This is a genomic window from Kitasatospora phosalacinea (assembly GCF_030268885.1).
GTDB classification, from domain to species: Bacteria; Actinomycetota; Actinomycetes; order Streptomycetales; family Streptomycetaceae; genus Kitasatospora; species Kitasatospora phosalacinea_C.
The window spans coordinates 252,026-276,265 of record NZ_BSSA01000001.1 but is presented as its reverse complement, the minus strand read 5'-3'; the positions used below and the strand labels follow the sequence as shown (position 1 = coordinate 276,265).

At 75.3% G+C, this 24,240-nt stretch carries 26 protein-coding genes; 15 read left to right on the top strand and 11 right to left on the bottom strand.

All coding sequences use genetic code 11. The annotated features are described in order from the left end of the window. Positions 1-169: 169 nt before the first annotated feature. Entirely contained in the window at positions 170-1,348 is a 1,179-nt protein-coding gene (locus QSK52_RS01185; protein ID WP_285732460.1) for a M20 family metallopeptidase, read from the bottom strand. Positions 1,349-2,143: 795 nt separating this feature from the next. On the opposite strand from QSK52_RS01185, the gene QSK52_RS01180 reads away from it, so the two are divergent. Next, the gene (locus QSK52_RS01180; protein WP_285732457.1) at positions 2,144-3,049 is read left to right on the top strand and encodes an ADP-ribosylglycohydrolase family protein; all 906 of its coding nucleotides are present in this window, start codon (positions 2,144-2,146) and stop codon (positions 3,047-3,049) included. Between the two features lie 19 nt (positions 3,050-3,068). On the opposite strand, the gene QSK52_RS01175 is transcribed toward QSK52_RS01180, so the two are convergent. The 4 genes from QSK52_RS01175 to QSK52_RS01160 form a co-directional block, all read right to left on the bottom strand. Beyond that, positions 3,069-4,073 carry a terpene synthase family protein gene (locus tag QSK52_RS01175; RefSeq protein ID WP_285732456.1) on the bottom strand — a complete coding sequence of 335 codons (1,005 nt, stop codon included), beginning with the start codon at positions 4,071-4,073 and terminating at the stop codon, positions 3,069-3,071. Between the two features lie 312 nt (positions 4,074-4,385). Continuing rightward, positions 4,386-4,718: a hypothetical protein gene (locus QSK52_RS01170; protein ID WP_285732454.1), complete on the bottom strand. Its 333-nt coding sequence runs from the start codon at positions 4,716-4,718 to the stop codon at positions 4,386-4,388. Next, a complete protein-coding gene (locus QSK52_RS01165) occupies positions 4,715-5,269 on the bottom strand; it encodes an RNA polymerase sigma factor (protein ID WP_285732452.1) in 555 nt (184 codons plus the stop codon). Before QSK52_RS01165 ends, QSK52_RS01170 begins: the two co-directional genes overlap by 4 nt. A 239-nt stretch (positions 5,270-5,508) precedes the next feature. Beyond that, positions 5,509-5,877 (bottom strand): VOC family protein, encoded by a 369-nt coding sequence (locus QSK52_RS01160; RefSeq protein WP_285732449.1) that lies wholly within the window; start codon positions 5,875-5,877, stop codon positions 5,509-5,511. Positions 5,878-5,976: 99 nt separating this feature from the next. On the opposite strand from QSK52_RS01160, the gene QSK52_RS01155 reads away from it, so the two are divergent. Further along, the gene (locus tag QSK52_RS01155) at positions 5,977-6,393 is read left to right on the top strand and encodes a DUF4440 domain-containing protein (RefSeq protein WP_285732448.1); all 417 of its coding nucleotides are present in this window, start codon (positions 5,977-5,979) and stop codon (positions 6,391-6,393) included. Between the two features lie 63 nt (positions 6,394-6,456). On the opposite strand, the gene QSK52_RS01150 is transcribed toward QSK52_RS01155, so the two are convergent. After that, positions 6,457-7,707, bottom strand: coding sequence for an MFS transporter (locus QSK52_RS01150; RefSeq protein WP_285732446.1), 1,251 nt, complete (start codon positions 7,705-7,707; stop codon positions 6,457-6,459). Positions 7,708-7,833: 126 nt separating this feature from the next. Between QSK52_RS01150 and QSK52_RS01145 the strand changes: the two genes are divergently transcribed. The 3 genes from QSK52_RS01145 to QSK52_RS01135 all read left to right on the top strand — a co-directional run bounded on the left by QSK52_RS01145 (position 7,834) and on the right by QSK52_RS01135 (position 10,713). Then, positions 7,834-8,445 (top strand): TetR/AcrR family transcriptional regulator, encoded by a 612-nt coding sequence (locus QSK52_RS01145; protein ID WP_285732443.1) that lies wholly within the window; start codon positions 7,834-7,836, stop codon positions 8,443-8,445. Between the two features lie 88 nt (positions 8,446-8,533). After that, on the top strand, positions 8,534-9,250 hold the full coding sequence (locus QSK52_RS01140; RefSeq protein ID WP_285732441.1) for a response regulator transcription factor: 717 nt from the start codon (positions 8,534-8,536) through the stop codon (positions 9,248-9,250). Continuing rightward, positions 9,247-10,713, top strand: coding sequence for a sensor histidine kinase (locus QSK52_RS01135; RefSeq protein WP_285732438.1), 1,467 nt, complete (start codon positions 9,247-9,249; stop codon positions 10,711-10,713). Before QSK52_RS01140 ends, QSK52_RS01135 begins: the two co-directional genes overlap by 4 nt. 38 nt (positions 10,714-10,751) lie before the next feature. Here the strand turns inward: QSK52_RS01135 and QSK52_RS01130 are convergent, their stop codons facing one another. Continuing rightward, positions 10,752-11,402 (bottom strand): hypothetical protein, encoded by a 651-nt coding sequence (locus QSK52_RS01130; RefSeq protein ID WP_285732436.1) that lies wholly within the window; start codon positions 11,400-11,402, stop codon positions 10,752-10,754. Between the two features lie 248 nt (positions 11,403-11,650). On the opposite strand from QSK52_RS01130, the gene QSK52_RS01125 reads away from it, so the two are divergent. The 10 genes from QSK52_RS01125 (at position 11,651) to QSK52_RS01080 (ending at position 20,662) form a co-directional block, all read left to right on the top strand. Next, the gene (locus tag QSK52_RS01125) at positions 11,651-12,037 is read left to right on the top strand and encodes a hypothetical protein (protein WP_285732434.1); all 387 of its coding nucleotides are present in this window, start codon (positions 11,651-11,653) and stop codon (positions 12,035-12,037) included. Next, a complete protein-coding gene (locus tag QSK52_RS01120) occupies positions 12,034-12,240 on the top strand; it encodes a hypothetical protein (RefSeq protein ID WP_285732432.1) in 207 nt (68 codons plus the stop codon). The genes QSK52_RS01125 and QSK52_RS01120 overlap by 4 nt, the downstream gene beginning before the upstream one ends. A gap of 415 nt (positions 12,241-12,655) precedes the next feature. Next, entirely contained in the window at positions 12,656-13,168 is a 513-nt protein-coding gene (locus QSK52_RS01115) for a cysteine dioxygenase (RefSeq protein ID WP_285732430.1), read from the top strand. Further along, on the top strand, positions 13,162-13,560 hold the full coding sequence (locus QSK52_RS01110; RefSeq protein WP_285732428.1) for a rhodanese-like domain-containing protein: 399 nt from the start codon (positions 13,162-13,164) through the stop codon (positions 13,558-13,560). Before QSK52_RS01115 ends, QSK52_RS01110 begins: the two co-directional genes overlap by 7 nt. A 132-nt stretch (positions 13,561-13,692) precedes the next feature. Beyond that, positions 13,693-14,799, top strand: coding sequence for an ABC transporter ATP-binding protein (locus QSK52_RS01105; RefSeq protein WP_285732426.1), 1,107 nt, complete (start codon positions 13,693-13,695; stop codon positions 14,797-14,799). After that, entirely contained in the window at positions 14,786-15,448 is a 663-nt protein-coding gene (locus QSK52_RS01100; protein ID WP_285732424.1) for an ABC transporter permease, read from the top strand. The genes QSK52_RS01105 and QSK52_RS01100 overlap by 14 nt, the downstream gene beginning before the upstream one ends. Beyond that, the gene (locus QSK52_RS01095; protein WP_285732422.1) at positions 15,445-16,200 is read left to right on the top strand and encodes an ABC transporter permease; all 756 of its coding nucleotides are present in this window, start codon (positions 15,445-15,447) and stop codon (positions 16,198-16,200) included. Before QSK52_RS01100 ends, QSK52_RS01095 begins: the two co-directional genes overlap by 4 nt. After that, positions 16,197-17,135 (top strand): ABC transporter substrate-binding protein, encoded by a 939-nt coding sequence (locus QSK52_RS01090; protein ID WP_285732420.1) that lies wholly within the window; start codon positions 16,197-16,199, stop codon positions 17,133-17,135. The genes QSK52_RS01095 and QSK52_RS01090 overlap by 4 nt, the downstream gene beginning before the upstream one ends. A 329-nt stretch (positions 17,136-17,464) precedes the next feature. Then, positions 17,465-19,510, top strand: a complete 2,046-nt coding sequence (locus QSK52_RS01085) for a glycosyl hydrolase family 18 protein (protein ID WP_285732418.1) — start codon at positions 17,465-17,467, stop codon at positions 19,508-19,510. Positions 19,511-19,693: 183 nt separating this feature from the next. Beyond that, entirely contained in the window at positions 19,694-20,662 is a 969-nt protein-coding gene (locus QSK52_RS01080) for a hypothetical protein (protein ID WP_285732416.1), read from the top strand. A gap of 4 nt (positions 20,663-20,666) precedes the next feature. Here the strand turns inward: QSK52_RS01080 and QSK52_RS01075 are convergent, their stop codons facing one another. From QSK52_RS01075 to QSK52_RS01060, 4 genes are all read right to left on the bottom strand, one after another. Continuing rightward, the gene (locus tag QSK52_RS01075; protein ID WP_285732415.1) at positions 20,667-21,932 is read right to left on the bottom strand and encodes a multidrug effflux MFS transporter; all 1,266 of its coding nucleotides are present in this window, start codon (positions 21,930-21,932) and stop codon (positions 20,667-20,669) included. A gap of 76 nt (positions 21,933-22,008) precedes the next feature. Continuing rightward, positions 22,009-22,461, bottom strand: a complete 453-nt coding sequence (locus QSK52_RS01070; RefSeq protein ID WP_285732413.1) for a hypothetical protein — start codon at positions 22,459-22,461, stop codon at positions 22,009-22,011. A gap of 160 nt (positions 22,462-22,621) precedes the next feature. Next, positions 22,622-22,978, bottom strand: a complete 357-nt coding sequence (locus QSK52_RS01065) for a hypothetical protein (protein ID WP_285732411.1) — start codon at positions 22,976-22,978, stop codon at positions 22,622-22,624. Positions 22,979-23,026: 48 nt separating this feature from the next. Beyond that, a complete protein-coding gene (locus tag QSK52_RS01060; protein WP_285732409.1) occupies positions 23,027-24,199 on the bottom strand; it encodes an acyl-CoA dehydrogenase family protein in 1,173 nt (390 codons plus the stop codon). Positions 24,200-24,240 lie beyond the last annotated feature (41 nt).

Sequence of the window (24,240 nt, the reverse complement as noted above, 5' to 3'; positions counted from 1 at the left end):
TCAGGGGCCCGGGGAACGGCGGGTCCGTACTGCTGGCGGCCGGAGCCCGTCGGGGGTCCGTGCTGCTTCGGGCCGCCCGAACGGAACCCGAAGCCACCGCACGCACCGGCAGTGAACCCGCAGCAGCCCCGGCCCCGCCGTTCCCCGGGCCCCTGGATACACGCGCCCCCTACCGCTCGCGCAGCCTGGGCAGCGGCACCGCCAGCAGCGCGGCCAGCAGGGCGATGCGGGGGCCCAGTTGGTCGACCCGCAGGTGTTCGGTGCGGGCGTGCGGGCCGCCGCCGACCGCGCCGAGGCCGTCCAGGGTCGGCAGCCCCCTCGCCCCGGCCAGGTTGGTGTCCCCCGCGCCGCCCGCGGGGGCGCCGTCGAGGTGCTGGCCGAGGGCGGCGGCCAGCGAGCGGACGTGGCGCAGCAGCGGGTTGCCGGTGCGTTCGGGCCAGGCCGGGCGGCTGGAGAGGACCTCGGTGCGGACGTCGGCGCCGGGCCGGTGGGGGGTGAGGTGGGCGAGGGTGTCGAGGGTGCGGCGCTGGGCCTCGGTGGTGGCGAAGCGCAGTCCGAGTTCGGCTTCGGCCCGTCCGGCGATGACGTTGGCGCGGGTGCCGCCGTCGATCCGTCCGGTGTTGAGTTCGGTGCCGGGTTGGCGGGCGAGGCCGCGGACGTCGATCAACTGGTCGACGAGCTCGTCGATCGCGGAGACGCCGTCGGCGGCGTCGTTGCCCGCGTGGGCCTCGCGCCCGGTCACGGTGAGCCGGACCCGGGTGGAGCCGCGGCGGGCGGTCTTGAGACGGCCGTCGGGGTGTCCGGGTTCGAGTCCGAGGACGGCGGCGGCGCCGCGCAGGTGGCGTTCGACCAGGCGGCGGCCGTCGGGGCTGCCGACCTCCTCGTCGGAGACGATCACCATCCGGACGGGCCGGTGCGGCCGCTGCCCGAGGTCGGCGAGGAGCGCGAACGCGCCTTCCAGCAGGGCGAGTCCGCCCTTCATGTCGAGGACGCCGGGGCCGGTGAGCCGCCCGTCGCGCTCCTCGACCGGCCAGTCGGTGAGGGTGCCGACCGGCCAGACGGTGTCGTGGTGGCCGACCACCAGCAGGTGCGGGAGGTCCTCCTGCTGTCCGGGCCAGTCCAGGACGAGGTGGTCGCCGTGGTCGCAGCGCTGCCGGACGGTGGTGGCGCCGGTGGCGGCGTAGCCCGCGGCGAGTTCCTCGGCGAGCGAGTCGAGCCGGGCCGCGTCGCCGGAGGGGGATTCGATCCGGGCGAGGTCGGCGCAGCGCTTGCGGACGGCCGCGGCGAGGGTTCGGGCCCGCGTGGTGAGGGTGCGCGGGAGGCCGGGCAGGGCGGCGGTGGGGGTCACCGCCGTTGCGGCGGCGGGCGGTTCGGCGGGGTCCGCGGCGGTGGCGGCCGCGGGTGCGGGTGCGGTGGGCGCTCCGGCGGGTGTTCCGCCCGGTGCTTCCCGTACTTCCCGTGCTTCCCGCGTTCCCGGTGCTTCCAGTGCTTCGGCGGGGTGCGGCTCGGGGGCCACGGTATGGGGACTCACCGTTCACCCCCGGCGGGTCGCGGGGAACTCGGCGGTATCGGTGGGGCGAGCGGCCGGGGGGTCCTGCGCGGCGTCGGGCTCGGTCGCGGCGTACGGTGCGACCTGGGGCTGGGCAACACTGCGTCCTCCTCGCTCGGTCCGCGGCTCCGGCTCGGCCCGGGGCCCGGGGACGTCGGTCTCCGTTCCTCGGTGCGGACGGGCACCGCGGCAGGGGACCGATGAGCGAGCCTAGAAGATCGGTTCGCCTCCCTGCGAGGTGGCCTGCCGCTCAGCGCGTCGCAGCGGGACCGGGGGCGCACGCCCGGCGGACGGCGTCCGTCGGGGCGCGTGCACGGGCCCGGGCCTGGAGCGGCGAGCGGGACGCGATCTTCCGAGTGCGTCCTGCTCCCACCTTGGACCCACGGGGGCGGTTCGGCAGCACGAACCGCCCACGATCGAGCGAACCCCGTCCGATGGGTGACCGCGAATCAGCCTTTGGTACCAGTCGGGTGGCGTCCGGGGCGTCGACCGGGCGACACCCGGCGTTCGGCCGCCGGGGGAAATCCGTTGGCGAACCTCCCGTTCCGCTCGGGAGAATCGGCCCCCACCGACCCCTTCCCCCCGGAGCTTCCCGTGTCCGCCCTCCGCCCCGTCCCCCGTCCCGCCCTGGACAGCCTGCAGGGGCTGGCGCTGGGCGACGCGTTCGGCGACCGCTGGTTCCACCCGCCGGTGGAGCAGGCTTCGGCGGAGCTCGCGGCCCGGACCGTCCGCCCCGCGCCCTGGCACTGGACGGACGACACCGCGATGGCGCTCGTCCTGACCCGGCACCTGCAGAGCCACGGCAAGGTCGAACCGGCCGCGCTGGCCCGGGAGTTCGCGGCCGAGTACACGGCCGTCCCGCACCGCAAGTACGGGCCCTCGATGCACCAGGTGCTGCGGGCGGTGCAGGACGGGGCCGACCACCTCGCGGTCACCTCCGCCCTGTTCGGCGGCCAGGGCTCGCACGGCAACGGCGCCGCGATGCGGGTCGCCCCGCTCGGCGCCTGGTTCGCGGACGACCTGGGCGTCGTCGCCGAGCAGGCCGCGCGCTCCGCCCGCGCGACGCACGCGCACCCGGAGGCGGTGGCGGGCGCGCAGGCGGTGGCACTGGCCGCGGCGCTGGCGGTGCGCTCGCGCGGGGCGGCGGCGCCGGGGCGGGCCGAGTTCCTGGCCGAGGTCGCGGGTCTGCTCCCGGAGGGCGAGGTCCGCTCCGGGCTGCGGATCGCGGCCCGCTTCCCGGCCGGGACGAGCGTGCGGCACGCCGCGACGGTGCTCGGCTCCGGCTTCGCGGTCTCCGCGCAGGACACCGTCCCGTTCGCGCTCTGGTCCGCGGCCGGGCAACTGGACGACCTCACCGAGGCGCTGTGGCAGACCCTGGCGGGCTGGGGCGACATGGACACCACCTGCGCCGTCGCGGGCGGCGTGGTCGCGGCCCGCACCGGTCCCGCCGGCGTCCCGGCGCGCTGGCTGGACGCGCAGGAGCCGCTGCCCGCGCTCTGACCGGGTGACCGTCCCGGGGCTACTCGCGGCCCCGGGGCGGGGGGACGGGCTGCGGGCGGTAGCGGGCGGTGGTCGCGCTCCAGTGCAGCAGCGCGTGCGCGAAACGGACCAGCGCCCGGACGTAGCAGCGCACCTGGGGCGGCCAGTGGGAGCCGCGGGCGATGCCCTCGGCGAGGAACTCGAGGGTGGTGAGCTCGGCTTCGCAGAGGGCGGCGACCCGGGCCGCGGCGGCGTCCCGGGGCAGGCGCTCGTGCACCTCGAGGGAGCTGAGCAGGTTGTTGCCGTGCCCGGCGGCGGTCTCGACCCGGTGGGAGCAGAGGTCGTTGGCCCAGCCGATCAGGTGGTCGAACCGGGTGCGCAGGTCGACGAGTTGGGGGTGGCGGTGGAACTGCTCGGCCAGGTCGAGGCGGTGCGCGAGTTCGACCGCCCCGGCGGCGCAGCGGGTGGCGCCGTCCTGGTCGCGGTGGGAGAGGTACTGCGGCACGGTCGGGGTGGCGCCGCGCAGGCGCAGGAAGTCGAGCGAACTCTCCAGGTAGCTGCGGAAGTCGGCGGTCTGGCGGGCGCGCCAGGACGGTCCGGCGAGGGCGATGCTGTCCTGCCACAGGGTGCGGAAGGCCCGGGCCAGCGGGGTGGCGGGGGCGGGCGGGGTGGCGCCGGGGTCGAGCTCCGGGCCGAGCAGGGCGGCGAGTTCGCGGACGGTGCGGTCGGGTTCGTCGGACGGGTCGCCGAGCCAGTGCCGGTCGAACCGGTCGTCGAGGATCCAGCCGAGCAGCAGCCACTGGGTGGCGGCCCGCAGCGCGGGGCCGGGCGGGAGGTCGCCCCAGCAGCGCGAGGCCAGCTCCAAGTGGCCCTGCTCCAGCAGCCGTTCGACGCCCTCCCGGTCGAGCAGGCCGGTGCCGGACAGCCAGTGCACGGCCTCCTCGCGGAGCGCGTCGGCGTGCGGGTGGGGGGCGGGGGCGGGGATCCGTTCGAGCAGCCCGGCGAGCGGTCCGGCCGGGAGGCGGTGCGCGGTGGCGGGGCTCATGGCGGGGTCCTCCTCGGGGTGCGCGTCCGGCGCACGCGTCGGACGGGTGCCGCGGGCCGGTGCCGCGGGCGGTGCGCGGGTCGGACGGGTGGGTCGGACGGGTCGGTGCGTCGGACGTCCGGGCGGGCCGGGCGACTTCGGGACGGACGGCTTCGGGACGGACGGCTTCGGGACGGCCCCGCCGGGGCGGGTCCGGGACGGGTCCGCCGCCCGACTGGGACGAGTCTGCTGGACCGTCCGGGCCGGGCGGCGCAGAACCGTCGACCGTTCCCCCACCCGGCGGATCCGCCAGCTCATCCGATGATCCGCCCGCTACCGCCCGGCGTCCTCGGGCCGGGCCGCGATGCTGCACCGGCCGTCCGCGCAGGAACGTTGCCACCGCCCCCGGGAGAGCGTCTGCACCAACCCGATCGTCCAGCACATCGGGCAGCCCCGCAGCGCGAACAACCCGACCGGGACCAGCAACAGCGCGGGCAGCCCCAGCACCGGCAGCAGACCCAGCCCCGCCCCGACCGCACCGAACCCGACCGCCCCGCGCAGCAGGTGACGCGGCAGGGTGGCGCTCGCGTAGTCGGCCCCGCCCCCGGGGGACCACCACCCCCCGCCCTTCGACGCTCCCCCGCCCGCCGAACCGCCCCCGCTCACCGCACACCGCCCGGGACGCCGCCGAGTTCGGCCCGGACGGCTGCCCGGGCCCGGTGCAGCCGGGACTTCATCGCGGCCGTGCTCAGCCCGAGCGCGTCGGCGACGGCCCGCCCGCCGAGTCCCTGCAGGTCGCGCATGATCAGCACCCGGCGCTGGTCGGCGGGGAGCGCGGCGATCGCGGTGGCGACCCGCTCGGTGTCGAGCCGCCGCAGCGCCTCCTGCTCCGCCGAGTCCGCCACCGCCGCCGTCCCACCGGGGGGTTCGGCGACCGGCTGCCGTGCCGTCCGGATCCGGCGCAGGCACTCGTTGCGGACGATCCGGAACAGCCAGGACGCGAGCGCGCCGCTGGCCCGCAGCATGCCGATCCGTCGGTACAGGACGATCAGCGCCTCCTGCGCGGCGTCCTCCGCGTCCTCCGGGCTGGCGCACAGCGAGTGCGCGAACCGGCGGACGTTCGGGTGCGCCCCGGCGACCAGTGCGGCCAGCGAGTCCCGGTCGCCGCCGCGTGCCGCGCGGATCACCTCCTCGCCGGGCCAGGCGGTCTCAACCACGGCTCCCCCGCTTCCGCTTGAGCACCAGCACGCAGGTGCAGAGCAGCACCGCGCCCGCACCGACCGCGACGACGACCATCATGTCCTTCTCCTCCGGGCTGTTCCGTGCCGCCCGGTGCCCTGGTGCACCGTCCGGCGTGGTGCCCGTAAGAGGCGCGGGCCGCCGAAAAGGATTCACCCTTCTTTCCGGCGGCCCGACGGACGGCCGACCCGACGAACGACCGGACGGCCGGCCGGCCTCAGGCCGCGCGCTCGGCCGCGCTCCGCTCCACGCAGAACTCGTTGCCCTCGATGTCCGCCAGCACCACCCAGCCCGTGCCGTCCGGGCGCCGCTGGTCGTCCACCAGCACCGCGCCCAGGCCGACCAGCCGCTCGACCTCCTCGTCCCGGGTGCGCTCCTGCGGCTGCAGGTCGAAGTGGATCCGGTTCTTGCCCGCCTTCTCCTCCGGCACCGTCACGAACAGCAGCCCCGCGGCCTCGATCAACGCCTGCGGGTCCCCGGGGAAGTCCTCCTCGTGCAGCGGCTGGCCGAGCACCTCGGACCAGAACGAGGCGAGGCGGTAGGGGTCGAGGCTGTCGATGGTCACGTGGCGGATCACAGAAGTCATGCCCCGGATTCTCGGCCCTCCCGGTAAGGACCGGCAACCGGGTTCCCTCCTGTCGCCGACCCCTCCCGCACGGCGGGGCGCGGTGCTACGGTGCGGATCATGCCTGCGAGCACCCCCACCGACAAGGCCGAACTCGACCGGCTGACCGCCGAGTTCTTCGGCGCGTTCGACAACCGGCACGGCGGCCCGGCCGACGTCGGGCGGCTCCGGCGGCTGATGCTGCCCGGCGGCGTGATCGTGGTGACCTCGCCCCGCTACGCCGCGTACGGCGTCGAGGAGTTCATCGCCCCGCGCGAACTCCTGCTCTCCGACGGCCGGTTGACCGACTTCCACGAGTGGGAGGTCGACGAGCGCACCGAGATCGCCGACGGCGTGGCCTGCCGGATCGGCACCTACCGCAAGTCCGGCCTGCTGAACGGCGAACCGTACGAGGGCACCGGCACCAAGACCTTCCAGTTCGCCCGCACCCCGGACGGCTGGCGGATCACCGCCTTCTCCTGGCACGACGAACCGTAGTCGCCGCCCGGGCCCGCGCCGCCCCTGCGGTCCCGGCCCGGCTGCCCGGGGCCGCACCGCCGCTCAGGACCGCACCGTCCCCCCGGTCTCCGCCGGGCAGGCCGCCTCCACCGGGTTCGGCCGGGCGGCGGGGCGGGGGCGGACGAAGGTCGTGGCGAGGGTGACCAGGGCGAGCAGGGCCACGGCGGCGCCGTAGCCGGTCGCGGTGGCCAGCAGGCCGAAGTGCGGGGCGGCGAACCCGGCGGCCACCGCGGGGGCGCTGAAGGCCAGGTAGCTCAGGACGTACACGGCCGCGAACAGTTCGGCGCGCTCCGCGGGGGCGGCCAGCGGGGCGATGCCGGAGAGCACGCCGAGGAAGGTCGCGCCGAAGCCGAGCCCGGCCAGCGCGGTCATCGCGAAGAACAGCGGCGTACTGCCGCGGTCGAGGGCCAGCAGGGTGCCGAGCACGCCGACGGTCAGCGCGGTCGCGCCGAACCGGAGCGTGGTCCGGGCGGGGCGGCCGCGCAGCAGGAGCGAACCGAGCGTCCCGGCCGCGGTCATGGTGCTGACCACCAGGCCGCCGACCAGGTGGTTGTGCAGGTGCAGGACCCCGGCGGCGAGCGAGGGGCCGAGCGAGAGGTAGAGGCCGCCGAGCGACCAGACCGCGACCAGGGCCGGCGCGCCGACCGCGAAGGCGCGGCGGGCCTGTCGCGGGACGCGGGCCCGCGGCACCAGGGAGGCCAGGGCGCCGGGGCGGCGTCCGGCGGTCTCGGGGATCAGCGCCAGGGCGGCGACGGCGAGCAGGAACCCGGCGGCGAGCAGCGCGAAGACCAGGACCCGCGGGGCCGGGCCGTACTGCACCAGCAGGCCCGAGCCGAAGGCGCCGAGGGCCAGGCCGAGGGTGGAGGCCGCGCCGTTGACGAGGGCGCCGAGGCCCGGGGAGCGCTGCGGCTGCAGGTCGACCAGGGTCGCCGAGAGGGCGCCGGTCGCGGCGCCGGTGGCGAAGCCCTGCACGGCCCGGGCCAGCAGCAGCGGGCCGACCCCGTCCGCGCCGGTGAACAGCAGCATCGCCGCCGCCTCCAGCAGCAGCGAACCGTAGAGCAGCGGCTTGCGGCCCAGGAAGTCGGACAGGCTGCCGACGGTGGTCAGGGCGAGCAGCAGGAACAGCGCGTAGACGGCGAAGACCACCGTGAGGGTTCCGGAGGAGAAGCCCCAGGCGGCCTGGTAGACGACGTACAGCGGGGAGGGGGCAGCGGCGGCGAAGGTCAGCAGCAGCAGGGCCGCTGCGACCAGCCAGAAGGCCGGGGTGCGGGACAGCCCGCGGGAGTTCGGCATGGACACCTCGGTGGCAGGCCGGTCGGGGACCGGAAGCGTGACCCCTTAAGTCGAAAGGGTTGGCTTTAAGGGATACTAGGCGATCGTTCGGGGTTAAAGCGAATCACTTTGCCTTAACATGGAAGAGTGAACAGCCAGTCCCCGGAACCGCCCCCGGCCGAGCCGGTCCGCCGCACCGGCGGTCGCAGCGCGCGGGTGTGCGCCGCCGTGCACCGGGCGGTCACCGAACTGATCGCCGAGGGCGGGGCCGAACAGCTCTCGATCCCGGTCGTCGCCGCGCGGGCGGGCGTCAACCCCACCTCCGTCTACCGGCGCTGGGGCGACCTCAACGGCCTGCTGGCCGACGTCACCGCCACCCGGCTGGCCCCGGAGGACGCCCCGCCGGACACCGGCGGCCTCCGCACCGACCTGCTCCAGTGGGCCGAGCGCAGCCGGGCCTCCGTCACCGCCCCGGAGAACCTGGCCCTGGTGCGCCACGCCGTCGGCCAGCTCGCCACCTGCCCCGGCCCCGGGTCGACCCCGCGGATGGCCGCGCGCGAACAGCAACTGGCCACGATCCTGGCCCGGGCCGCGGAGCGCGGCGAACCGACCCCCACCCTTCGCCAGGGCGTCGACCACCTGCTGGCCCCGCTCTACTTCCGGATCATCCTCAACCTCGGCCCGGTCGAGCCCGCCGACGTCCGCCGCCTCGTCGACGACCTCCTGCGCCACCACACCGACACCTGCACCACCGCCTGAACCCCACCGCCGGAACCTTCCCGCCCGCCGCCGGAACCCTCCCCCACCGACACGCATCTCCCTCTGCGACGGTACGGTCTGGGCGGAGGTGCGGCAGGTGAGCGGGACGGCCGGGCGGGTGCTGGTGGTGGACGACGACGCGGCGATCCGGCGGAGCCTGGAGCGCGGGCTGCGGCTGAGCGGCTTCCGGGTCGCGGTCGCGGCGGACGGGGCGCAGGCGCTGGCGGCCCTCGCCGCGGAGCCGCCGGACGTGCTGGTGCTGGACGTCGGGATGCCGGGCCTCTCCGGGACGGAGGTCTGCCGGACGCTGCGGGCCCGGGCGGACGACACCCCGGTGCTGATGCTCTCCGCGCTGGACGAGCTCGCCGACCGGGTCGCCGGGTTGCAGGCGGGTGCGGACGACTACCTGGTGAAGCCGTTCGCCCTGGAGGAGCTGGTGCTGCGCCTGCACGCGCTGCTGCGCCGCCGCCCGCCGCAGCCCTCGGACCTGCTCCGGGTCGGCCCGCTGCGGATCCACCCGGAGACCCGCCAGGCGTTCTGGGAGGACACCGAACTGCGGCTGACCAGGCGTGAGTTCGAGCTGCTGGCCCAACTCGCCCGGAACGCCGGCATCGTGCTCTCCCGGGAGGTGCTGCTGGACCGGGTGTGGGGCTACGACTTCGAGGTGCGCAGCGACGCCGTGGACACCTTCGTCTCGTACCTGCGGCGGAAGTTGGAGGCGGACGGCCGTCCCCGGACGGTGCACACGGTGCGCGGGGTGGGGTTCGTGCTGCGGGCGCCGGGCGAGGGCGGGGCGGGCCGGTGAAGCTGTCGACCAGGATCGCGATCGGGGCGGCGGTGCTGGTGCCGCTGCTGGTGGCGGCGGCCGGGGTGCTGCTGCTGCCGCTGGTGAGCACGGACCTGCACCGCCGCCAGGACGCGCAGCTGGGCGCCCGGGCGGCCGCCGTCCTGCCGAACGCCAGGGGGCTGCTCGCGGCGGACAGCCGGGGCCGCCCGAAGGTGGAGCAGAACCAGCAGCGCAAGCTGATGGACGCGGCGGTGGACGCGGGCGTCCGGATGACCGCCGCCGACGGCACGGTGCTGCTCTCGGCGGGTTCCCAGCCGGACGATCCGCTGCTGCTCCCGCAGGAACCGGGCGGGAAGGCCGTGACGGTCCGTCAGAACTGCTCCGCCTGGCGGGTGTTGACGGTGAAGGTGGACAGCGGGAGCGCGAGCGGGACGCTGTGGGTGCTGGCCCCGGCCGAGGAGCCCGCGGACGAACTGCGGGCGGTGCGGCGGCGGGTGCTGCTGGTGGCGCTGGTCGCGGCGCCGCTCTCGGGGCTGGTCGCCTTCGCGCTCGCCGAGCGGGCCACCCTGCCGCTGCGCCGCCTGGGCCGCCGGGCCGCCGCCCTGGACCCGCGGACCGGCCACGCGGCGTTCGCCCACGCCCGGACGGGCACCGCCGAGGTGGACGAACTCTCCGGTGCGATCGCCCTGCTGCTGTCCCGGTACGACGAGCAGGCGGCCCGGACCGCGCAGGCCCTGGACACCGCCCGGTCGTTCTCCTCGGCGGCCTCGCACGAGCTGCGCACCCCGCTGATGAGCCTGCGCACCAACCTGGACGTGCTGGCCGCGCACCCGGACCTGCCGGAGGACGAACGCGCCGAGGTGCTGGGCGAGTTGCAGCAGGACCACGCCCGGATGCTGGACCTGTTGAGTGCCCTGTCCGCACTGGCCCGGGGCGACCTGGTGGAAGCCTCCGCGTTCGGCCCGGTCGACCTCGCCGAACTGGTGGACACCGCCGTCGCCGAGGCCGCCCGCCGCCACCCGGACACCGTCTACCGCACCGAACTACCGTCGGAGGCAAGGGTGTTCGGCTGGGACGCGGGCCTGCGCATCCTGCTCGCCAACCTGCTGACCAACGCCGCCGTCCACGGCCGCCCCACCACCCGCCCGGCCGACCGGCCCGCCGAGGTGGAGGTCCGCCTCCGCGTCGAGGACGGCACCGTCCGCCTGACCGTCGACGACTCCGGCCCCGGCGTCCCGCCCGCCGACCGCGCCGCCGTCTTCCACCGCTTCCACCGCCGCCCCGACAGCCCGGGCTCCGGCCTCGGCCTGACCCTGGTCGCCCAACAGGCCGCCCTGCACCGCGGATCGGCCCTGGTCACCGACCGCCCCGACGCCCCGGGCTGCCGCCTGGAGGTCCGCCTCCCCCTGCTCCTCCCCGACGCCCCGACCGCCCAACTTCCCTCCCCCCGCGACTGGCTGAGCAACCGCACGCCCGGCTGACGAGCCACCCCGATCCGGGCCGAACTCAGGCGGGCGCCTCACCCAGGGCCTTTCGGAGCAGGGCGTGCAACGCCTCCCCCTCCCCGGCCGCTGCGGTCCGTGCCACCCCTGGGGCCGCGCTTCCGCCCTCGGCCTGACTCGGTCGGCGCCTGGACACCGGCCACCTGTGGACGTGCCCCCCGACCGGGTCCGTCGCCTCCACCGCGCCGTGCACCGCCGCGCCGGACCCGACCACCCCGGTCGTGGCCCGCACCGTGCAGGCCGTCACCGGCGGCCTCCGCACCGTCCGGACACTCACCGCACTCGCCGTCGGGTACGTCCCGGCGAGCCGACGGCGCGCCGACCCGGTCCTGAGCCTGCGCCTGTCCGAGCACCGGGTGCACGCGGCCGCCAGTACGGCGGTGTTCTTCACCGGGGCCGCCCTGCTCGGCGGTGTCGCCACCGGCCTGATACTGCCCTTCGGCGAGGAGCTCACCGCTGTCCGGGTCGTAGAGCTCGACGGTGCAGCAGTGGCCGCTCCGGCCGAAGGTCTCGATCAGCTCGGTGATCCCGGTGACCGCGATCTCTCCCGTGAAGACCACCGGGTCCAGCGGGAGCACCGACAGCCGGGCGTAGCCGTGCTCGGCCTCGAACTCCGTCCAGGACTGCTTGCGCACCCGCCAGCCCTGCCCGAGGAGGACCTCCGCCACCTGCCGGGCGTCGGCCGCCGTCGGCACCGACCCGGCGATCTCGACGGTGACGGCCCGGTCGTCGAACGCGGGACCGGCGCTCCAGCCGGACGAGAAGGTCACGGCCGCAGCGTAGGGCCCGCCCCGCGGACGGCGCACCGGGGTGTCCCCGGGTCGCGGTTCCACAGGGTTTCCACAAGAAGGCTCCCTACTGTCGGAGCGGGCCGGGGGAACCGGCCGGGATTCGGAGTGGACGGAAGGGGATACCCATGCGCATCAACCGGGCGGCGGCCGCGGTCGGGGTGCTCGCGTTGGCGGGCGCGTTCCTGGCTGCGGGGCCCGCACAGGCGGCGGGCGGGACGGCGCCGAAGGGGGACGGGGCGAAGGCGGTCTGCAAGCGGCTGCCGAAGACCCAGGAGCGGATCGACAAGGCGCTGGAGCGGCTGAACGGCGACGCGACCGTCAACGGTTCGGTGGCGCGGCTGCAGCAGCGGGTGGACGACGCCCACAAGGCGGGGCACGCCGAGATCGAGAAGTACCTGAACGACCGGCTGACCTTCCGCCGCAGCCTGCTGCCGACGCTGCAGACCCGCAAGGCGGACCTGGCGGCGGTGGCCGACTGGTGCGCCAAGAACGCCCCGGCGGCCGGGAAGTGACCCGTCGGCCCGCCGCACGCGCGGCCCTGGCGGCCCTGGCGCTGGCCTGCGCCGCCCTGCTGACGGCCTGCGGCCCGACCTCCGGCAAGGCCGACTCCGGCGGCGGGGCGGACGACGCGCAGGTCCAGCAGATGCAGCAGAAGGTGGACGCCGCGGACAGCGCCGCCGCCCAGGCCGACACCAACGCCGGCCAGGACAACTGACCGGTCGGTCCGAGCAGCACCGGACCCCGACGGCCCGCGCCCTCCCCGGAGCGCGGGCCGTCGGCATGTCCGCATGCCGGTACGCCGGAGTCCACGATGCGACCCTCGGCGTGGCGGAACTTGACGGGCCGCCGCCGGGTCGTGAACCATCGGCGACATGAACTCCGGCACCTTCCTGGTCTGCCGCCTGCACGTCGACCTGCGACGCCAGGCGAGCGACATGTGTGCCTGCTGTTGACGCCCTCCGCGTGAAATCCCGCGTGCGCCCTGTGAGTTGACCAGGACGACCGCGGCCCGTCCGCCCCGTCGCACCCCCTTTTCACTCCGCCGTCCGCGCGCCGCCCGCCCGGTCCGTGCCCTTCCGGGCACGCGTCCCCGGCGACGGCCGCCGTCCCGGCGCACCCCGGAGGACCCCATGAGCATCGACCTCGCCGCCACCCCCGCCACCGAAGACCCCGCCCCGCCCCGGCGCCAGCCGCTGTCCCCGAACGCGCTGCGCCGGATCGTCCGCGACCTGGCCGAGCGGCCCGAGCGCTGGCTGCACCGGGTGCGGCTGTCCGCGGAGGACCGCTGGTACGAGCGCCTGGAGCTGGCCGAGGACTACGAGGTGTGGCTGATCAGCTGGCTGCCGGGGCAGTCCACCGGCTTCCACGACCACGGCGGCTCGCGCGGCGCGTTCACGGTGGCGCTGGGCGAGCTGGAGGAGCTGGCGCTGGCCGGTCCGGAGCACGGGCTGACGGTGCGCCGCCTGTCGGCGGGCAGCGAGCGGGCGTTCGGCCCGCAGTACCTGCACGACGTCCGCAACACGGCGCCGGGCCCGGCGGTGACGCTGCACGCGTACTCGCCGCCGCTGAGCGAGATGTCGCACTACGAACTGCGGGCCGGCGGCCTGGTGCAGACCTCGACGGAAGGACCGGAGCAGTGGTGACCACGGTGGACCAGTTGGTGGCGCGGGCCCGGGCGGGCCTGGACCGGCCGGACCCGGCCCGGGCCTGGGCCGAACTCGCGGACGGGGCACGCCTGGTGGACATCCGCCCGGCGGCGCAGCGGGCCCGCGAGGGGGAGATCCCGGACGCGCTGGTGATCGAGCGCAACGTGCTGGAGTGGCGCCTGGACCCGACCGGCAGCCACCGCATCCCGGAGGCGGTGGACCACGACGTGCGCTGGATCGTGGTCTGCTCGGAGGGGTACGCGTCCTCGCTGGCGGCGGCCTCGCTGCAGGAGTTGGGGCTGCACCGGGCCACGGACCTGGACGGCGGTTTCGTCGCCTGGGCGGCGGCCGGACTGCCGACCCGTCAGGTTGATCAAGGTTTGCGGTGAGGGCGGCACGGGAAGCCGGACAAGCGACGCCCCACGACCACCCGCACCTCCCCGACCACCCGCACCACCCGCACCACTGACCCGACGACCACCCGACGACCACCCGACGGCCGACCCTCCGAGGACCCTTCCGTGATCAGATTCGAGGGCGCCGCCAAGCGCCACCCCGACGGCACGGTCGCCGTCCGCGGCCTGGACCTGGAGGTCCCGGCGGGCCGGACCACCGTGCTGGTGGGGCCGTCGGGCTGCGGCAAGACCACCATCCTGCGGATGGTCAACCGGATGGTGGAGCCGACCGCCGGGCGGGTGCTGCTGGACGGGACGGACGTGGCCGCGCTGCCCGCGGCCGGGTTGCGGCGCGGCATCGGGTACGTGATCCAGCAGGCGGGACTGTTCCCGCACCGCCGGGTGATCGACAACGTGGCGACCGTGCCCCGGCTGCTCGGCTGGGACCGCAGGCGGGCCCGGGCCCGGGCCGCCGAACTGCTGGAGCTGGTCGGCCTGCCGCCGGAGACCGCCCGCCGCTACCCGGCCCAGCTCTCCGGCGGCCAGCAGCAACGGGTGGGCGTGGCACGGGCGTTGGCGGCCGACCCGCCGGTGCTGCTGATGGACGAGCCGTTCAGCGCGGTCGACCCGCTGGTGCGCGCCGGACTGCAGGAGGAACTGCTGCGACTGCAGGGCGAGTTGGGCAAGACGGTGCTGTTCGTGACGCACGACATCGAGGAGGCGGTCCGGCTCGGCGACCGGGTGGTGGTGCTCCGCGAGCACGGCGAGATCGCCCAACTCGCGGACCCGCACACCCTGTTGACCGCTCCGGCGGACGCGGGCGTGGCCGCCTTCCTGGGTCGCGACCGCGGCCTGCGCGGCCTGGGCCTGCGCCCGGCCGACTCCGTCCCGCTCACCGGTCTCGACCCGGCCCCGACCCCGGACCTGGACCTCGGTCGGCGAATACCGTACGGGGGCTGGGAGTTGGCGCTCGACCCGAGCGGTCGCCCGGAGCACTGGACACGCGGCGCCGAGCGCCATCCGGTCCCGGTGTTCGTCCCCTCCCGTGACTCGCTGCGCGCCGCGCTGGACGCCGCGCTGCTGGCCCCGTCCGGCCACGCCGTCGCGGTGGACGCCGAGGGCCGGGCGGTCGGCACCGCGAGCCGCGCCGCCGTGGTCGAGGCCCTGGCCGCCGCGAACGGCACCGGCACCGGCGCCCCGACGCCCGAGCAGGTGCCGCATGCTGGACGGTGAGCCGCTGGTCCGCTGGCACTGGCTGGGCGACCACCTCGGCTACCTGGCCGACCTGACGGCCGACCACGCGGTGATCGCGCTCGTCCCGGTGCTGCTGGCGCTGCTGCTCGCGGTGCCGCTGGGCCTGGCCTGCGCACGCTTCCCCCGCCTCTACCAGCCGCTCGCGGCGGTGTTCAACGTGGTCTACGCACTGCCCTCGCTGGCGGTGTTCGTGGTGCTGATCCCGTACACGGGGCTGGCCACCCGCCAGACGGTGATGGTGCCGCTGACCTGCTACGCGCTGGCGGTGCTGCTGCCGACCGCGGTGGACGGGCTGCGGGCGGTGCCGGAGCCGGTGCGGCAGGCGGCCACCGCGATGGGCTACGGGCCGTGGCGGCGGCTGGCGGCGGTCGAACTCCCGGCGTCCGTGCCGTACTTGATCGGGGGACTGCGGGTGGCCGCGGTGTCCTCGATCTCGCTGGCGGCGGTGGGGGCGCTGGTCGGCAGGGGGGGTCTGGGCTACCTGTTCGTGGACGGCTTCCAGCGGACGTTCCCGACCCCGATCCTGGCCGGGATCGCGCTGGTGGCGCTGCTGGCGCTGGCCACCGACCTGCTGCTGGTGGCGGCCCGCCGGGTGCTGGCGCCGTGGGAGCGGGGGGTGGCGCGGTGAACTGGCTGGGCTGGCTGCACGACTTCCTCGCCGATCCGGCGCACCGCTCCGGCCCGGACTCGATCGTCCACCGGCTGCTGGAGCACCTGGCGTTCTCCGCCGAGGCGCTGGGCCTGTCCGCGCTGGTGGCGCTGCCGCTGGGGCTGCTGATCGGCTACTCGGGGCGCGGGCTGTTCCTGGTGACGGCGGTGGCGGGCGTCGCCCGCGCCCTGCCGACGCTGGGCCTGGTGACGCTGGCGGTGCTGCTGGCGGGCGTCGGCGACACGGCGGTGCTGCTGCCGCTGACGGCGCTGGCCGCGCCGCCGATGCTGGTGGCGGCGGCCGAGGGGGTGCGCGGCACCGATCCGGACGTCCGGGACGCGGCCCGCGGCATCGGCCTGACGCACCCGCAGACGCTGCTGCGGGTGTGCGTCCCGGCGGCCGCGCCGACCCTGCTGGCGGGGGTCCGGACGGCGTCGGTGCAGGTGATCGCGACCGCGACGGTGGCCGCGTACGTCGGCCTCGGCGGCCTGGGCCGGTACGTGATCGACGGGCTGGCCACCCGCAACTACCCGACCACGGTCGGCGGCGCCCTGCTGGTGGTGCTGCTGGCGGTGGGCGTCCAACTGCTGTTCGCCCTGCTCATCCGGCTCGCCGCGCCGCCCGGCGCCCGCTCCAGCCCCCGTACCCGGGCCCGCCGCACCGGCGGCCCCTCGGAAGACCCCGCGACCGTTCCCGCAAGCCCTCCCGCACTCGTGAAGGAAGTCCCATGACGCCCCGTCCGGTCCGTACCGCCCTCGCCGTCGCCCTGCTGGTGGCGGGTGCGGCGGCCTGCTCCTCCTCCGGCGGCGGCGACCCGCTGGCCGCGAAGTCACCCGCCCCGGCGCCGTCGGCGCCCGCCTCGGCGGGCGGTGCGTCCGGGAAGACCGTGGTGGTCGGTTCGGCGAACTTCCCGGAGAACGTGCTGCTGGCCTCGATCTACTCGCAGGCCCTGCAGGCCAAGGGCGTGAAGGTGGAGGAGAAGTTCAACATCGGCAGCCGCGAGGTGCTGTACGGGCAGTTGCAGTCGGGGGCGCTGACGGTGCTGCCGGAGTACAACGGCGCGCTGCTGGGCTACCTGGACGCGAAGTCCACGGCGACCGGCAAGGACGCGGTGAACACCGAGCTGAAGGCGAAGCTCCCGGCGGGGCTGGCGATCCTGGACTCGGCGGCCGCCGAGGACAAGGACTCGCTGACGGTCACCCAGGAGACCGCCGACAAGCTGGGCGTGAAGTCGATAGCCGACCTGGCGGGCAAGGCCCAGGACCTGGTGATCGGCGGCCCGCCGGAGTTCAAGACCCGGCGCGAACAGCAGTTCAAGGACGTCTACGGGCTGACCTTCAAGGAGTGGAAGCCGACCGGCGACACCACCGCCAACGCGCTGAAGGACGGCGGCATCCAGGTCGGCAACGTGTTCACCACCGACCCGAAGATCGTCCAGCTGAAGCTGGTGGCGCTGGACGACCCGAAGAACCTGTTCAGCTCGCAGAACGTCACCCCGCTGGTGAACACCGCCGGTCTGGACGCCACCGGGACGGCCGCGCTGAACGCGGTCTCGGCGAAGCTGGACACCGCCGGGCTGACCGCGCTGATGAAGCGGGTCGCGGTGGACAAGGAGGACCCGTCGGCGGTCGCCAAGAGCTGGCTGAAGAGCGCCGGCCTGAGCTGATCCGCACCCGTCGCGCGCCGTCCGTCGGCCCCGCCCCGAGCAGTCGGGGGCGGGGCCGACGGCACGTCAAGGGCCTTGTCACCAAGGGTTGGTAAAGCTCCCGGCGGGCCCCGCCGGGGAACTGGAAAGAGTCTTGACAGATGTAGTGGTCCAGACCAACCATGAGTCCGCTGTACTTCCCGACCGGAACGCATCGTGGGGGTGTGACCACCGGCCGGGGCGAGCCGTCCTGCCCCGCACCACCCCGGCACTCCCTGTACCAGGCCGACCTCCGCCCCGTGCCCGAGCACCGGCACGCGGGCCACCCTTCCATGCCTGATGGAGACTCGATGCGCCTTCACCGACCACTCCGAGCGCTGCTCGCCACGGGCGCCGTGGCGGCCGCCTCGCTGGGGCTGATCTCCGCCCCCGCGCAGGCCGCCACCCCGCTGCCGCAGCACGTCTTCGCCCCGTACTTCGAGGCCTGGACCGGCGAGAGCCCGGCCGCCCTGGCCGCCCAGTCCGGCGCCAAGCACCTCACCATGGCGTTCCTGCAGGCCGCCACCAAGGGCTCCTGCACCGCACTGTGGAACGGCGACACCTCGATGCCGGTGTCCAGCTCCGTCTTCGGCGCCGACATCACCACCATCCGTGCGAACGGCGGTGACGTGATCCCGTCCTTCGGCGGCTACACCGCGGACAACACGGGCACCGAGATCGCCGACTCCTGCACGGACGTCAACCAGATCGCCGCCCAGTTCGAGAACGTCATCACCACCTACGACGTCTCCCGGATCGACCTGGACATCGAGGACAACTCGCTGACCAACACGGCCGGCATCGACCGCCGCAACAAGGCGATCAAGATCGTCGAGGACTGGGCCGCCGCCAACGGCCGCAGCATCCAGTTCAGTTACACCCTGCCGACCACCACCAGCGGCCTGGCCTCCAGCGGCCTGGCGGTGCTGAAGAACGCGGTCACCAACAACGCGCGCATCGACGTCGTCAACATGATGACGTTCGACTACTACGACAACCAGTCGCACGACATGGCCGCGGACACCCAGACCTCCGCCCAGGGCCTGTACAACCAGCTGGCGAAGCTGTACCCGACGAAGACCTCCGCCCAGCTGTGGAACATGATCGGCATCACCGAGATGGTCGGCATCGACGACTTCGGCGCCGCCGAGACCTTCACCGTCGCCAACGCCACCACGGTCTACAACTGGGCCGTCTCCAAGGGCATCAACACGCTGTCCTTCTGGGCGCTGCAGCGTGACAACGGCGGCTGCGCGGGCACCGGCGGCCGGGACGACTGCTCGGGCATCGCCCAGGGCACCTGGGACTTCAGCCACATCTTCTCCCAGTTCACCAGCTCCTCCGTGCCCGCCAACGACTTCTCGGTGTCGCTGAGCCCGGCCTCCGGCTCGGTCGCGGCCGGCGCCGCCACCTCGGCGACGGTCAACACCGCGGTCACCTCCGGCTCGGCGCAGAGCGTCAACCTGTCGGTGACCGGCGCCCCGGCGGGCGTCACCGCCTCGCTGAGCGCCTCCACCGTCACCGCGGGCGGCTCGGCAACCCTGAACGTGTCCACCACCTCGGGCGTCGCCAACGGCAGCTACCCGCTGACCGTGACCGGCACCGGCGCGAGCGGCACCCACTCGGCGACGTACACCCTGACCGTCACCGGCGGCACCACCGCCTCCGACTTCTCCCTCTCGCTGTCGCCCGCGGCGGGCTCCGTCCAGGCCGGCTCCGCCACCTCCAGCACGGTGGGCACCGCGGTCACCTCCGGCACCGCCGCGACCGTCAACCTGACCGTCTCCGGCGCCCCGGCGGGCGTCACCGCCGCGCTGAGCGCCTCCAGCGTCACCGCGGGCGGCTCGGCCACCCTGAACGTGTCCACCACCGCCGCGGCGGCCCCGGGCACCTACACCCTGACCGTCACCGGCACCGGCGCGGGCAGGACCCACACCGCCACCTACGCGCTGACCGTCACCGGCACCACCCCGCCGACCGGCCTGGGCAACGGCGACCTGGAGAGCGGCAACCTCGCCCCGTGGACCTGCCAGAGCGGCGGCGCGGTCGTCACCTCCCCGGTGCACGGCGGCTCCAAGGCCCTGAAGGCCGTCCCGACCGCGAGCACCACCGGCCAGTGCGAGCAGACCGTCACCCTGGCCCCGAACCACGCGTACACCCTGACCGCCTGGGTCCAGGGCCCGTACTCGTACGTCGGCGTCAGCGGCGGCGCCACCGCCTCCTCCTGGGCGAACGGCTCCTCCTGGACGAAGCTGACCGTGCCGTTCACCACCGGCGCCAACGGCACCGTCACGGTGTACCTGCACGGCTGGTACGGGCAGGGCGCGGTCTACGGCGACGACTTCTCGATCGCCTGACCCCGGCTCGACCCGCAGGGCCCGCAGGGCGCCCGGACCGGGCCCGGACGGTGGCTCCCCGCCACCGTCCGGGCCCGTCCCGTTCGGGCCCGTCCCGTTCGGCTCCGCGGCCCCCCGGGCCCGTCCCGTTCGGGCCCGTCCCGTTCGGACCGGTGTTCTACCGGTGCTCTAGGATCAGCGACCATGACCAACGGGTGGGGAACGAACGGGGGCGGGCCGCTGCCGCCCCAACAGCCTTCTCCGGCGGGGCAGGTGCAGTTCGACGAACCGGACTGGGCCGCCCTCGCCGACCAGCACCAGCGGGAGCAGTCCCGGCGCAAGCGGATGAAGGCCGCGGGCGGCGTGCTGGCCGCCGTCGTCGCGGTCGGCGGGATCACCGCGGTCGCGGCCGCCACCTCCTCGTCCGGCGAGCCGAAGGCCGACCCGACGGTCGTGGTCGAGGCCACCTCCGCCGCCTCGCAGCAGCCCGACACCGGCGGCGACCCGTCCCCGAGCGCGCTGCCCTCGGACTCCCCCTCCGCCTCGGCCCCGGCCTCCGCCTCGGCGTCCGCCTCCGCCCCGGCCTCCCCCTCGCGCGGCGCGAGCAAGGGCCCGGGCAAGGCGCCCTCCTCCGCCCCCGCCGCCTCCCCGGCCGGGCCGCCCGACCCGCTGACGGTGATCTCCTCGGCGGCCACCGACACCGCCCCGCTCACCCCCGCCGGGGTGCTGCCCGCCGCGACGGTGCAGGTCAACGGCAAGACCTGGACCAGGCTGGCCGACGCCCAGACCGCCACCTGCTACCAGGCCACCACCGGCGGCCTCGGCAACGTGCTGGCCGCCCAGGGCTGCCGTTCGATGATCCGGGTGACGTACACCTCGGGCAACAGCGCCGTCACCGTCGGCATCGCGGTGCTGGACACCAAGGCCCAGGCGGACGCGGTGATCGCGGCCTTCACCGGCCAGGTGCAGGGCCTGGTGCCCAGCGGGCACACCGCGTACTGCACCAGCACCGGCTGCCAGGGCACCCACGCCTCGATCGGCCGGTACGTCTACCTGACCGTCTCCGGCACCGTGAACCCGGGCGGCACCGCCGCGGACGCCACCGCCACCGCGGCCGGCCCGTCCTTCGCGGCCACCGCCCGGGACCAGCTGCTGGCCCGCGGCAGGCGCTGAGCGCTCACCCCCTGCGGCACAGCGCCAGGAACGAGGCCAGCGCCAGCAGCGCGCAGCCCAGCACCACCGCGCCGAGCACCGTCGCGGACGGGTGCCCGCCCAGGCTGCTGAGCGGGGCGACCACCGCGCCGCACAGGAAGGTGCCGGTGCCCAGCAGCGCGGACGCGGAGCCCGCGGCGTGCGGGGCCATGGTCAGCGCCTGGCCGTTGGCGCTCGGCAGGATCACGCCCATCGAGGCCATCAGCAGCGTCAGCGCGGGCCACACCCCGGCCAGGCCGGTGTCCCAGACGGTGGTGCACAGCACCACCGAGGCACCGGCCAGCGCGGCGACGGCCAGGCCGGAGACCAGCAGCGTCCGTTCGGAGCAGCGCTGCACCAGGAACCGGCCGTTGAGCTGGGTGGCGGCCAGCAGCGCGACCGAGTTGACCGCGAAGACCAGGCTGTAGGTCTGCGAGCTGATCCGGTACACGTCCTGCAGCACCACCGAGGAGCCGCCGACGTACGCGAACAGCGCACCGAACGCGAAGGTGCTGGTCAGCAGGTAGCCGAGGAAGACCCGGTCGCGCAGCAGCCCGCCGATCGCCCGGACGGTGGTGCCCAGCCCGCCGCCGTGCCGCCGCTCGGGCGGCAGCGTCTCGCGGACGCCGAACGCGCAGGCGGCGGTCAGCGCGGCGCCGAGCACGACCAGCGCGACGAAGGTGCCGCGCCAGTCGGTGACGCGCAGCAGCTGGGCCCCGGCCAGCGGGGCGACGATCGGGGCGAGGCCGGAGATCAGGCCCATGGTGGCCATGAACCGGATCATCGCGGTGCCCTCCAGCCGGTCGCGGACCACCGCCCGGGCGATCACCAGCGCGGCGGAGCCCGCGACGCCCTGCAGCACCCGGCCCGCGACCAGCACCGGCATCGAGCCGGCGAACGCGCACAGCGCGCTGGCGACGGTGTAGGCGACGAGCCCGGCCAGCATCGGGCGGCGGCGGCCGAGCCGGTCGCTGAGCGGGCCGAACAGCAGCTGGCCGATCACCATGCCGATCAGCGAGCCGGTCAGGGTGAGCTGGGCGGCGGGTGCGGTGGAGTGCAGGTCCGCGGTCAGGTCGGGCAGGGCGGGCAGGTACAGGTCGGTGGTGAGCGGCCCGAGCGCGACCAGGCTGCCCAGGGTGATCACGGTGGCGGTGGCGAAGGGGGCGGCGGGCTGCGGGGTCTCCGCGGCCACCTCCTGCGGCCGTAGGGGCAGGGTCTGGTCGCCGTCGGATCCGACGGTCGGGCCTGGCAATGGGACTCCTCGGGGGATGGCGGGGTACGCGCACCGTCCTATCCCATCCGCCCGCCGCGGGGAAGCCGGGGTCCGGTCACCGGGACGGGGCGGTGCGGCCCGCCGCGACCACCGCGGCGTCCTGCCAGCCGTACAGCTGGTCGCCGACCAGGGCGACGTCGTACAGGCCGCAGTGCGCGGTGGCGCGCTGCGGGGCGTCGCTCGGGAACCAGGGCGCCCGCAGGTGGACGTCCCCGAGCGGTCGGCCCGCGGTGCAGCCCGCGGGCAGCGCCCGCTCCGGCAGGGTGGCCCGCAGCAGCCGGTCGCCCTGCCGGTCGGAGCCCAGCAGCGCCACCCCGGTCGCGGAGTCGGGCAGCCAGCCCGGCGCCTGGCCGTCCCGGTCGGCCTTGGCGGCGGCCCCGCTCGGGTAGCGGACGGTGTGGTCCATCCGGTCCTGCATCCGCTGGAGCGCCGCGGGTGCCACCATCACCACCAGCATCACGGCGGCCACTGCCCCCAGCACCACCGTCGCCGCCCGTCCGCCCTTCACGTTCCCTCACCCCTTCGCGCCGTTCCCGTCCCTTCCATGCTGCGTGCGCCCGCCCCCGCGATCCATGCGCACCAGGTACCGATCCGGGTCACCCTGAAGTCTGACCCCGCCCCCGGGACCCCCGACTTCCGACGGACCCCGCACTCCCACCCGGGCGGACTCAGCGGTACTCGCGCACCACCTGGATCTCCCCCACCAGGTGCCGGTTGAACTCGTCCAACTCCTCGGCCGGGACCCACAGTTCGAGGATGGTCTCGCCCCCGGCCCGGCGCACCGGGTAGCGCGCCAGGAACTCCGTCTCCACCTCGAACCTGGTGACGTACCCGACCCCGGAGGCGGGCACGTTCCAGTCCCGGGCGATCCGGATCGCGTAGTCCTCGTTCAGCACCGGGTAGAAGATCGGCTGCTCGGGCAGCCGGGGCGGCCAGGCCCGCCAGCCGGAGGCCGCGACCAGCGCCAGTTCCTCGGGCCCGGTGGGCCGCCAGAGGGTGGTGGTCTCGGTCTGTCGCGTCGTCATGCCGCCCATCCTGGCCGCCCGGCCACTCCCGTGACCAGCGGATTTCGGTCAGCGGTAGGCGGACTCGCCGGTGATGGCCTCGCCCAGGACCAGGGTGTGGATCTCGGCGGTGCCCTCGTAGGTGAGCACCGACTCCAGGTTGTTGGCGTGCCGCAGCACGGGGTAGGCGGTGGTGATGCCGTTGGCGCCGAGGATCGTGCGGGCGGTGCGGGCGATCTCCAGGGCGGTGCGGACGTTGTTGAGCTTGCCGAAGGAGACGTGGGCGGGCTGGGCACGGCCCTCGTCCTTGAGGCGGCCGATCCGCACGGCGACCAGGTAGGCCTTCTCCAACTCCAGGGCCATGTCGACGAGTTTGGCCTGGGTGAGCTGGAAGCCGCCGATCGGGCGGCCGAACTGGACGCGGTCGCGGGCGTACTCGACGGCGGCCCGGTAGCAGTCGCGGGCGGCGCCGACGGTGCCCCACAGGATGCCGTAGCGGGCCTCGCCGAGCGAGGACAGCGGGGCGCGCAGGCCGCGGGCCTGCGGCAGCACCGCGTCGGCGGGCAACCGGACGCCGTCGAAGGCGAGTTCGCTGGTGACGGAGGCGCGCAGGGAGAGCTTGCCGGGGATGTCACGGGCGGTGAACCCGGGGGCGCCCCGCGGGACGAGGAAGCCGCGCACGCCCTCCTCGGTGCCCGCCCAGACCACCGCGACGTCGGAGACCGAGCCATTGGTGATCCACATCTTGGCGCCGTCCAGCACCCAGTCGGAGCCGTCGCGCCGGGCCCGGGTCCGCATCGACGCCGGGTCGGAGCCCGCCTCCGGCTCGGTCAGGCCGAAGCAGCCAACGGCCCGTCCGGCGGCCAGCTCCGGCAGCCACTGCCGCTTCTGCTCCTCGGAGCCGAAGGCGTGGATCGAGCGCATCGCCAGCGAGCCCTGCACCGAGACGAAGCTGCGCAGCCCGGAGTCGGCGGCCTCCAGCTCCATGCAGGCGACCCCGTACTCGGTGGCGGTCGACCCGGTGCAGCCGTAGCCCTCCAGGTGCATCCCGAGGACGCCCAACTTGCCGAGTTCCGGGGCGAGTTCGCGCACCGGGAAGGTGCCCTCCCCGTACCACTCGGCGAGGTGCGGCCGGACGTGCCGGTCGGTGAAGGCGCGGACGCTGTCGCGGACCAGCCGCTCGTCCTCGGTGAGCAGGTCGTCGACGCCGAGCAGGTCGAGCGGGTCGGGGGCGGTGGCCATGGGTGGGCTCCTCGGAGGGTGCGAGCGGGTGTGCCACCGCC

Coding starts and splice junctions, on each gene's coding strand:
- QSK52_RS01160 (WP_285732449.1), bottom strand. CDS start 5,877: ATGACTTCTGTGATCCGCCACGTGACCATCGACAGCCTCGACCCCTAC.
- QSK52_RS01090 (WP_285732420.1), top strand. CDS start 16,197: ATGACGCCCCGTCCGGTCCGTACCGCCCTCGCCGTCGCCCTGCTGGTG.
- QSK52_RS01155 (WP_285732448.1), top strand. CDS start 5,977: ATGCCTGCGAGCACCCCCACCGACAAGGCCGAACTCGACCGGCTGACC.
- QSK52_RS01150 (WP_285732446.1), bottom strand. CDS start 7,707: ATGCCGAACTCCCGCGGGCTGTCCCGCACCCCGGCCTTCTGGCTGGTC.
- QSK52_RS01115 (WP_285732430.1), top strand. CDS start 12,656: ATGAGCATCGACCTCGCCGCCACCCCCGCCACCGAAGACCCCGCCCCG.
- QSK52_RS01100 (WP_285732424.1), top strand. CDS start 14,786: ATGCTGGACGGTGAGCCGCTGGTCCGCTGGCACTGGCTGGGCGACCAC.
- QSK52_RS01060 (WP_285732409.1), bottom strand. CDS start 24,199: ATGGCCACCGCCCCCGACCCGCTCGACCTGCTCGGCGTCGACGACCTG.
- QSK52_RS01175 (WP_285732456.1), bottom strand. CDS start 4,073: ATGAGCCCCGCCACCGCGCACCGCCTCCCGGCCGGACCGCTCGCCGGG.
- QSK52_RS01065 (WP_285732411.1), bottom strand. CDS start 22,978: ATGACGACGCGACAGACCGAGACCACCACCCTCTGGCGGCCCACCGGG.
- QSK52_RS01125 (WP_285732434.1), top strand. CDS start 11,651: ATGCGCATCAACCGGGCGGCGGCCGCGGTCGGGGTGCTCGCGTTGGCG.
- QSK52_RS01085 (WP_285732418.1), top strand. CDS start 17,465: ATGCGCCTTCACCGACCACTCCGAGCGCTGCTCGCCACGGGCGCCGTG.
- QSK52_RS01080 (WP_285732416.1), top strand. CDS start 19,694: ATGACCAACGGGTGGGGAACGAACGGGGGCGGGCCGCTGCCGCCCCAA.